The 3,014-nt window shown below is 53.8% G+C and carries 1 rRNA gene; it reads left to right on the top strand.

Annotation, left to right across the window (positions count from 1 at the left end):
- Window positions 1-15: 15 nt before the first annotated feature.
- Window positions 16-2,948: ribosomal RNA gene (locus J2Z48_RS15630) — 23S ribosomal RNA — on the top strand.
- Window positions 2,949-3,014: the final 66 nt, after the last annotated feature.

The raw sequence follows: 3,014 nt of genomic DNA on the forward strand, positions 1-3,014 counted from the left end.
AAACAAACCTTTGTAGGTTAAGCTACTAAGGGCACACGGAGGATGCCTTGGCGCCAAGAGCCGATGAAGGACGGGACGAACACCGATATGCTTCGGGGAGCTGTAAGTGAGCTTTGATCCGGAGATTTCCGAATGGGGCAACCCACCTGCTTGAAGAGCAGGTATCGCCAGCTGAATACATAGGCTGGTGGATGGCATACCGGGGGAACTGAAACATCTAAGTACCCCGAGGAAGAGAAAGAAAACTCGATTCCCTGAGTAGCGGCGAGCGAAACGGGATTAGCCCAAACCGAAGGACTTGTGCCTTCGGGGTTGTAGGACGTCTCACACGGAGTTACAAAGGATGGGAATAGGAGAACTGGTTCTGGAAAGACCGGCCATAGCAGGTAACAGCCCTGTATCCGAAATTCCCATCTCTCCGAGACGGATCCTGAGTACTGCGGGACACGTGAAACCCCGTAGGAATCCGGAGGGACCACCCTCCAAGGCTAAATACTCCTTGGCGACCGATAGTGAACCAGTACCGTGAGGGAAAGGTGAAAAGCACCCCGGAAGGGGAGTGAAATAGAACCTGAAACCGTGTGCTTACAATCAGTCGGAGCACCCCTAGAGGTGTGACGGCGTGCCTTTTGTAGAATGAACCGGCGAGTAACGGTTGCGTGCGAGGTTAAGGCGAGAAGCTGGAGCCGCAGCGAAAGCGAGTCTGAATAGGGCGCTTTAGTACGTAGCTGTTGACCCGAAACCAGGTGATCTACCCATGTCCAGGATGAAGTTCCGGTAACACGGAATGGAGGTCCGAACCCACTAGTGTTGAAAAACTAGGGGATGAGGTGTGGGTAGCGGAGAAATTCCAATCGAACCTGGAGATAGCTGGTTCTCCCCGAAATAGCTTTAGGGCTAGCCTTGGGAGTTGAGTCATGGAGGTAGAGCACTGATTGGGCTAGGGGTCCTTCCCGGATTACCGAACTCAGTCAAACTCCGAATGCCATGTACTTGTACCCCAGGAGTCAGACTGCGAGTGCTAAGATCCGTAGTCAAGAGGGAAACAGCCCAGACCACCAGCTAAGGTCCCTAAATGATCGTTCAGTGGAAAAGGATGTGGAGTTGCCTAGACAACCAGGATGTTGGCTTAGAAGCAGCCACCATTGAAAGAGTGCGTAATAGCTCACTGGTCAAGTGACTCTGCGCCGAAAATGTAACGGGGCTAAACGATCTACCGAAGCTGTGGATGGCGTCACTTACGTGACGCGATGGTAGGGGAGCGTTCTAAGTGCAGCGAAGCTCAAGCGGAAGCGAGGGTGGAGCGCTTAGAAGTGAGAATGCCGGTATGAGTAGCGAAAAGAGGGGTGAGAATCCCCTCCACCGTAAGCCTAAGGTTTCCTGAGGAAGGTTCGTCCGCTCAGGGTTAGTCGGGACCTAAGCTGAGGCCGAAAGGCGTAGGCGATGGACAACAGGTTGATATTCCTGTACCACCATGATTCGTTTGTACGATGGGGGGACGCAGGAGGGTAGAGAATCGCGCGACTGGAAGTGCGCGTCCAAGCAGTGAGGCAGGGGAGATAGGCAAATCCGTTTCCCTATTAATGCTGGGCTGTGATGGCGAGGGAAATTTATAGTACCGAAGTTCTTGATCTCACACTGCCAAGAAAAGCCTCTAGGAGAAGATTGGTGCCCGTACCGCAAACCGACACAGGTAGGCGAGGAGAGAATCCTAAGGTGCTCGGGAAAACTCTCGTTAAGGAACTCGGCAAAATGACCCCGTAACTTCGGGAGAAGGGGTGCCCCCTTATGGGGGGCCGCAGTGAATAGGCCCAGGCGACTGTTTAGCAAAAACACAGGTCTCTGCGAAGCCGCAAGGCGAAGTATAGGGGCTGACGCCTGCCCGGTGCTGGAAGGTTAAGGGGAAAGGTTAGCGCAAGCGAAGCTTTGAACTGAAGCCCCAGTAAACGGCGGCCGTAACTATAACGGTCCTAAGGTAGCGAAATTCCTTGTCGGGTAAGTTCCGACCCGCACGAAAGGCGTAACGATCTGGGCGCTGTCTCGACGAGAGACCCGGTGAAATTGTATTGCTAGTGAAGATGCTAGCTACCCGCGACAAGACGGAAAGACCCCGTGGAGCTTTACTGTAGCCTGATATTGAATCTAGATACGACTTGTACAGGATAGGTGGGAGTCGCTGAAGCCAGGACGCCAGTCTTGGTCGAGACAACGGTGGGATACCACTCTGGTCGTATCGGGGTTCTAACTCGCGCCCGTCATCCGGGCGGAGGACCGTGTCAGGTGGACAGTTTGACTGGGGCGGTCGCCTCCTAAAAGGTAACGGAGGCGCTCCAAGGTTCCCTCAGCGCGGTTGGAAATCGCGCCTATAGAGTGCAAAGGCATAAGGGAGCTTGACTGCGAGACCTACAAGTCGAGCAGGGACGAAAGTCGGACTTAGTGATCCGGTGGTTCCGAGTGGAAGGGCCATCGCTCAACGGATAAAAGCTACCCCGGGGATAACAGGCTTATCTCCCCCAAGAGTCCACATCGACGGGGAGGTTTGGCACCTCGATGTCGGCTCATCGCATCCTGGGGCTGAAGTAGGTCCCAAGGGTTGGGCTGTTCGCCCATTAAAGCGGTACGCGAGCTGGGTTCAGAACGTCGTGAGACAGTTCGGTCCCTATCTGTCGTGGGCGTAGGAAATTTGAGGAGAGCTGTCCTTAGTACGAGAGGACCGGGATGGACATACCGCTGGTGTACCAGTTGTCTCGCCAGAGGCATCGCTGGGTAGCCATGTATGGACGGGATAAGCGCTGAAAGCATCTAAGCGCGAAGCCCCCTCCAAGATGAGATTTCCCACTGACTTAGTCAGGTAAGACCCCTTGTAGACGACGAGGTTGATCGGTCTGAGGTGTACGCACAGCAATGTGTTCAGCTGACAGATACGAATCGGTCGAGGGCTTATCCTACAAATCAATCATCTCTTTCGAGATGCAACTCTCTTTCTCTCATTTCTGATCTAATTTTGAAGGTGT

The sequence above is a fragment of the Croceifilum oryzae genome (genome assembly GCF_030814315.1).
Taxonomy (GTDB): Bacteria; Bacillota; Bacilli; order Thermoactinomycetales; family Thermoactinomycetaceae; genus Baia; species Baia oryzae.